The organism is Aeromonas sp. ASNIH8, assembly GCF_002919855.1.
Classification (GTDB): Bacteria; Pseudomonadota; Gammaproteobacteria; order Enterobacterales; family Aeromonadaceae; genus Aeromonas; species Aeromonas caviae.
Map to the genome: position 1 here is coordinate 1 of NZ_PQLN01000148.1, position 6881 is coordinate 6881.

Consider the following 6881-nt stretch of genomic DNA (forward strand, 5'->3'; position numbering starts at 1 on the left):
CCCCTCCAATGCAGACCTGGGCAAACCCACACCATTACCCTGGCCGCTTTCCCCGTCACTCATGCTATTATCTGCGTCCAAACATGAGCCCATAAAATCAGGACATTGTGATGACCGACCACACTTTTATTCCCGGCAAGGACGCAGCGCTGGAAGATTCCATTGAACGCTTCCAGACCAAGCTGCAAGCCCTGGGGTTTGATATCGAAGAGGCCTCCTGGCTCAACCCCGTGCCCAACGTCTGGTCCGTGCACATCCGGGACAAGGAGTGCGCCCTCTGCTTCACCAACGGCAAGGGTGCCAGCAAGAAGGCGGCGCTCGCCTCCGCCCTTGGCGAGTATTTCGAGCGTCTCTCCACCAACTACTTCTTCGCCGATTTCTACCTGGGCGAGCAGGTCGCCAATGGCGACTTCGTCCACTACCCGAACGAGAAGTGGTTCCCCATCGAGGGGGATCAGCTGCCCACTGGTCTGCTCGACTCCTTCACCCGCAAGTTCTACAACCCGGACGGGGAAGTGACCGCCAACATGCTGGTGGACCTGCAATCCGGCAACGAGGAACGCGGCATCGTCGCCCTGCCCTTCGAGCGCCAGTCCGACCACCAGACCGTCTATATCCCGATGAACATCGTCGGCAACCTGTATGTTTCCAACGGCATGAGCGCCGGCAACACCCGCACCGAGGCCCGCACCCAGGGGTTGTCGGAGGTGTTCGAGCGCCACGTGAAGAACAAGATCATCGCCGAGGCCATCAGCCTGCCCCAGATCCCGGGCGAGGTCATCGCCCGTTACCCGGGCATCAAGGCGTCCATCGATGCGCTGGAAGCCGAAGGCTTCCCCATCTACAGCTTCGATGCCTCCCTCGGCGGCCGTTATCCGGTCATCTGCGTGGTATTGCTCAACCCGAGCAACGGCACCTGCTTTGCCTCCTTCGGCGCCCACCCGCGCTTCGAGGTCGCCTTCGAGCGCACCGTCACCGAGCTGCTGCAAGGGCGTAGCCTCAAGGATCTGGATGTCTTCGTGCCGCCGTCGTTCGACAACGAGCAGGTGGCGGATCACCACAACCTGGAGACCCACTTCATCGACTCCTCCGGCCTCATCAGCTGGGATCTGTTCAAGGAAGAGTCCGACTTCGAGTTTGCCGACTGGGACTTCCGTGGCACCTCGCAAGAGGAGTTCGACCACCTGATCGGCATCTTCCACGAGCTGGAGCAGCCGGTCTACATCGCCGACTACGAGCACCTGGGTGTCTACGCCTGCCGTATCCTGGTGCCCGGCATGTCCGACATCTATCCGGTGGAAGATCTGCTGCTGGCCAACAACACCATGGGGGCCCACCTGCGGGAGACCATCCTGGCGCTGCCGGCGCTCGAGTGGGACGCAGAGCAGTACATGGCCCTGTTCGACCAGTTGGATGAAGAGGGTCACGACGAGCGGACCCGGGTACGCGAGCTGCTCGGCATCGCAGCCGCCAAGGGCACTGCCCTGCACACCCTGCGCGTCGGTGAGCTCAAAGCCATGCTGGCGCTGGCCGCTGGTGACCTGGAGAGCGCCCTCGACCTCATCGACTGGACCATGGAGTTCAACCAGTCGGTGTTCCTGGCGGATCGCGCCGCTTACTACCGCGCCCTGCGCGCCTGCGTCGAGCTTTTCCTCGACGAGGATCGCGACCCCGAGCAGTACCGCCTGGTGTTCGCCCGCATGTTCGGGGAAGAGACCCTGGCGCAGGCGTGGGCCAACGCCCGCGGCGAGGCGCGCTTCCACGGTCTGGAAGCCGCCGATCTCTCCCTCTCCCAGTTCCCGCTGCACCAGAAACTGCTGGCCGCTTACGAGAAATTGCAAAAAGCCAAACGAATCCATACCTGGAACTGATATGCTAGCGTGATGAAGGGGCCTTATGGCCCCTTCTGTTTTATGGTCTACGCTTTGGCTGGCCGTACCACAAAGATGAAATAAAAGACAAAAAATACCTCTTAGGGGGTTGTTAATTTGGCACTCATGGTGCAGTGCGGCCGCACAGGTGCCTTGCCGGTATGTTTTTCAGGGCGCCCTTTATAAGTTCTTAAAAATCATAAAATTAATAACAGACTCATTTCTGTTTCACCTGAAACCTGGTGTAAAGAAACGCTTCCGGATGGCGAAAAATCCTGTAGTAAAATTACATTCACAATCTGTAATTCTTGATCGGAGTCAATTTTGGGGATCAGCCCCTTTGTTATGATTTCCACAGGCAAAATATGCAGGTACTGAGAATTGAAAGCAGAATCTCCCTTTGATTGTCTGAAGCCCGAAGCCATCGCCGCCCTGGCCGAAGACATTACCTATGCCAAGGCCACCAAGCCCGCATACAAGGTCATTCCCCTGGCCATCACCGCTGGCGCCTTCATCGCCATCGCCTTCGTCTTCTATATCACCGTCACCACGGGCTCAAGCGGCATGGCCTGGGGCATGTCCAAGCTGGTGGGCGGCATCTGCTTCTCCCTCGGTCTCATCCTCTGCGTCCTGCTCGGCGCCGAACTGTTCACCTCCACTACCCTCACCCTGGTAGCCAAGGCGGCGAATCGCATCAGCTGGGCCCAGCTGCTCAAGAACTGGGGACTGGTCTACTTCGGCAACCTCATCGGCGGTCTCATCATCGTCGGCCTCATCATCATGTCGGCGGAATACACGGCAGCGGATGGTCAGTGGGGGCTGAACGCCATGAAAGTGGCCCAGCACAAGATCCATCACACCTTCTTCGAGGCCGTGGCCCTTGGCATCCTCTGCAACCTCATGGTGTGTCTCGCCGTGTGGATGGCCTTCGGCGCCCGCAGCGCCACCGACAAGGTGATGGTGATGTTGCTCCCCGTCGCCATGTTCGTGGCCTCCGGTTTTGAGCACAGCATCGCAAACATGTTTATGATCCCGGTCGGTATCGCCATCCACAGCGTCGCGAGCCCGGAATTCTGGCAGGCCATCGGCCAGGATCCGGCAACCTTTGCCGACCTGACCGTGTCCAACTTCGTCCTGCACAACCTCATCCCTGTCACCATCGGTAATATCATTGGTGGTGGCGTCATGGTTGGGCTGACTTACTGGTTTATCTTCCGTCGCCATCATTAAGGATGGCGGCAGACACATAAATACCTTGAGAGGTAATGAAAATGGCAGAACTTAACGAACAGTTCCAAAAAGCATGGGAAGGCTTCGCAGCCGGTGAATGGCAGACCTCTGTCAACACCCGTGACTTCATCCAGAAGAACTACACCCCGTATGAAGGTGACGAGTCCTTCCTGGCTGGTGCGACCGAAGCCACCACCAAGCTGTGGGACAAGGTCATGGAAGGCATCAAGATCGAGAACCGCACTCACGCGCCGGTCGATTTTGATACCGACCTGCCCTCCACCATTACCGCTCACGATGCCGGCTATATCGACCAGAGCCTGGAGCAGATCGTCGGTCTGCAGACTGACAAGCCGCTCAAGCGCGCCATCATCGCCAACGGCGGTATCAAGATGGTCAAGACCTCTTGCGAAGTGTACGGTCGCCAGCTTGACCCCATGGTCGAGAAGATCTTCACCGAGTACCGCAAGACTCACAACCAGGGCGTGTTCGACGTCTACACCAAAGACATCCTGAACTGCCGCAAGTCCGGCGTCATCACCGGTCTGCCGGATGCCTACGGCCGTGGCCGTATCATCGGTGACTACCGTCGTGTTGCCCTGTACGGTATCGACTTCCTGATGGCCGACAAACTGGCCCAGTTCAAGTCCCTGCAGGCCGATCTGGAAAACGGTGTCAACCTGGAAGCCACCATCCGTCTGCGCGAAGAGATCTCCGAGCAGCACCGTGCCCTGGCCCAGATGAAGGTGATGGCTGCCAAATATGGCTGCGACATTTCCGTACCGGCCAAGACCGCCAAAGAAGCCGTCCAGTGGACCTACTTCGCCTACCTGGCGGCGGTCAAGTCCCAGAACGGCGCGGCCATGTCCTTCGGTCGTACCTCCAGCTTCCTGGACATCTACATCGAGCGTGACCTGCAAAAGGGTCTGATCACCGAGCAAGAAGCCCAGGAGCTGATGGACCATATGGTCATGAAGCTGCGTATGGTTCGCTTCCTGCGTACCCCGGAATACGATTCACTGTTCTCCGGCGACCCGATGTGGGCCACCGAGACCCTGGCCGGTATGGGCGTTGATGGCCGTACCCTGGTCACCAAGAACAGCTTCCGTATGCTGAATACCCTGTACACCATGGGCCCGTCCCCTGAGCCGAACCTGACCATCCTGTGGTCCGAGAAGCTGCCGGTCGGTTTCAAGAAGTACTGTGCCAAGGTATCCATCGAGACCTCTTCCGTTCAGTACGAGAACGACGACCTGATGCGTCCGGACTTCAACAACGATGACTACGCCATCGCTTGCTGTGTGTCCCCGATGATCGTCGGCAAACAGATGCAGTTCTTCGGTGCCCGTGCCAACCTGGCCAAGACCATGCTGTATGCAATCAACGGTGGTATGGACGAGAAGCTCAAGATCCAGGTCGGTCCGAAGACCGAAATGGTCACCTCCGAGTACCTCGACTACAACGACGTGATGGACAGACTGGATCACTTCATGGACTGGCTGGCCAAGCAGTATGTCGCCGCCCTGAACATCATCCACTACATGCACGACAAGTACAGCTACGAAGCCTCCCTGATGGCGCTGCACGACCGTGACGTCTATCGCACCATGGCCTGCGGTATCGCCGGTCTGTCCGTAGCCGCTGACTCCCTGTCTGCCATCAAGTACGCCAAGGTCAAGCCGGTACGTGATGCCGATGGCGTCTCCATCGACTTCGAAATCGAAGGCGAGTACCCGCAGTTCGGCAACAACGACGCTCGCGTCGATGACATCGCCTGCGACCTGGTCGAGCGCTTCATGAAGAAGATTCAGAAGCTCAACACCTACCGTGGTGCCGTGGCTACCCAGTCCGTGCTGACCATCACCTCCAACGTGGTGTACGGCAAGAAGACCGGTAACACCCCGGATGGTCGTCGCGCCGGTGCGCCGTTCGGCCCGGGTGCCAACCCGATGCACGGTCGTGATCAGAAGGGTGCCGTTGCTTCCCTGACGTCCGTCGCCAAGCTGCCGTTCGCCTACGCCAAAGATGGTATCTCCTATACCTTCTCCATCGTGCCGAATGCCCTGGGCAAAGACATGGAAGCCCAGAAAGCCAACCTGGCCGGCCTGATGGATGGTTACTTCCACCACGAAGCCAACCTGGAAGGTGGTCAGCACCTGAACGTCAACGTGATGAACCGTGAAATGCTGCTGGACGCCATGGAAAACCCGGAGAAATATCCGCAGTTGACCATCCGCGTATCCGGTTATGCCGTTCGCTTCAACTCCTTGACCAAGGAGCAACAGCAAGACGTCATCACCCGTACCTTCACCGCTTCTCTGTAATAGCGTCTCGGTGAAACAAAACCGGCGCCCAGGCGCCGGTTTTTTTATGGCTGTTTGGCAGTGTGCAAGCCGCTTCCCACCTCCCAGGCCCGCTGGCTCGTGGGCTCTGACCCGCAGGCTCGGCCAGACGTTAGCCTCCTAACGCCCCTCTCTATGATGCCCCTCTCCACTCCCCTCCTGCGCTTGATGCACGGATGTGCCCACCGGCACTCAGGTACTCAGGTACTCAGGTACTCAGGTACTCAGGTACTCAGGTACTCAGGTACTCAGGTACTCAGGTACTCAGGTACTCAGGTACTCAGAAAAGCAGAGCAGAGCCATGCTCGACCACCACGAGTTTTGCATAGCAACCTCGATCTATTCCCTCTCCCCTTGGGAGAGGGTCAGGGTGAGGGGAAACCACTCTACATCGCTAGCAAGCGCCAGAAAGCAACAAGGGCTGCAGAGTGTGCTCTGCAGCCCTTGTGTCATGGATGCGGTTTAACGGGTGCTGGCTGCGTCAGGGGCGACCTCTCACGACTTCACGATGCTTTCATCTCACCATGAAGTTTCAAACTGCCTTTATCGCAAAAAACTGATCACTTATATGCCAAAAACAACAGGGGCAGAGAAGTCTCACTCCCCTGCCCCTATAGTAAGAAATAAACGGTGGTTTAAGGCTTAGCTCGCCCAGGTGATGATATGGTCGGCCCAATCGCCGGCATGTACCTCATGGATCACCTTGCCGCGCACCGACTGGCCAGCCTGATGCATGGCGCTGCGGCTGCCGGTGATAAGGGGATGCCACTCTGGCAGGCTCTGCCCCTCAGCCAGCAGGCGATAGGCGCAGGTGGAGGGCAGCCAGTTGAACTCGGCAATCTTGTCGTGGGTGATCTGCAGGCAGTCCGGCTCTTTCTTAAAGCGGTTGCCGTAGTCGGAGCACTGGCAGGTCTTGGTATTGAGCAGGTTGCAGGCCACGTTGGTGAACACCAGCTCCTCGGTGTCCTCGTCGATCAGCTTGTTCAGGCAGCACTTGCCGCAGCCGTCGCACAGGGACTCCCACTCGGCTGTGGTCATCTGTTGCAGGCTTTTTATCTGCCAAAAGGGGGCGCTCTGCACGGGTTCACTCTGCTGCATAAAAGTTGACTCACTCAATACACTGACAAGCGCGTGGTTATACGCCCTATGGCCCGATTTTTCAAGGTTGGTGGCGGTTTCGCCTATGAACTCTAGGTCGGTATTCTGGAACAGATCAACGATCCCCACGTTACTCACATCGTCTTTTACAGCAAGACCGATTTACCCAATCAAGGCTAAGGAAGGTGCGAACAAGTCCCTGATATGAGATCATGTTTGTCATCTGGAGCCATGAAAAAGGGTTCATCATGAGTCATCAGCTCACCTTCGCCGACAGTGAATTCAGCAGTAAGCGCCGTCAGACTAGAAAAGAGATTTTCTTGTCCCGCATGGAGCAGAT

4 protein-coding genes are annotated in these 6881 nt (G+C 57.7%); 3 read left to right on the plus strand and 1 reads right to left on the minus strand.

The window, feature by feature from the left end:
- Window positions 1–110: 110 nt before the first annotated feature.
- The 3 genes from ycaO (at window position 111) to pflB (ending at window position 5425) form a co-directional block, all read left to right on the plus strand.
- Complete coding sequence (ycaO, locus tag C3418_RS22125) at window positions 111–1871, plus strand: 30S ribosomal protein S12 methylthiotransferase accessory factor YcaO (RefSeq protein WP_103859295.1); 1761 nt, start codon at window positions 111–113, stop codon at window positions 1869–1871.
- 381 nt (window positions 1872–2252) lie between these two features.
- Window positions 2253–3101, plus strand: a complete 849-nt coding sequence (gene focA, locus C3418_RS22130) for a formate transporter FocA (RefSeq protein WP_010674505.1) — start codon at window positions 2253–2255, stop codon at window positions 3099–3101.
- A 41-nt stretch (window positions 3102–3142) separates the two neighbouring features.
- Window positions 3143–5425 (plus strand): formate C-acetyltransferase, encoded by a 2283-nt coding sequence (pflB, locus tag C3418_RS22135; RefSeq protein WP_010674504.1) that lies wholly within the window; start codon window positions 3143–3145, stop codon window positions 5423–5425.
- A gap of 660 nt (window positions 5426–6085) precedes the next feature.
- Here the strand turns inward: pflB and C3418_RS22140 are convergent.
- Window positions 6086–6541: a YcgN family cysteine cluster protein gene (locus tag C3418_RS22140; RefSeq protein WP_103859296.1), complete on the minus strand. Its 456-nt coding sequence runs from the start codon at window positions 6539–6541 to the stop codon at window positions 6086–6088.
- Between the last annotated feature and the right edge of the window lie 340 nt (window positions 6542–6881).